The 242-nt window shown below is 40.9% G+C and carries 1 protein-coding gene; it reads left to right on the top strand.

The window, feature by feature from the left end; translation table 11 throughout:
* A partial coding sequence (locus tag ETC27_RS18335) for a DedA family protein (RefSeq protein ID WP_136256093.1) occupies nucleotides 1-242 on the top strand: 242 nt, incomplete at both ends.

Here is a 242-nt window from a genome sequence, read left to right on the forward strand (position 1 = left end):
GGCGTAAATTTGGAGATGTAATTCCAAAACATAAAACGCTATCTAAATTTTTAAAGCCAGAGTACATTGAAGAAGCAGAGCAGTTCTTTGCTAACTGGGGTTCGTGGGCTATCTTCCTCGGGCGCTTTATGCCAATCATTCGTACGGTTGTTCCTTTTACAGCAGGAACAAGCCGCATGCCGCATAAAAAATTCGTGCTTTATAATTTTTTAGGTGGTTTTGCTTGGGTTATCGTCGCTTTA

Origin of the sequence: Onishia niordana (genome assembly GCF_004798965.1) — a bacterium.
Classification (GTDB): domain Bacteria; phylum Pseudomonadota; class Gammaproteobacteria; order Pseudomonadales; family Halomonadaceae; genus Onishia; species Onishia niordana.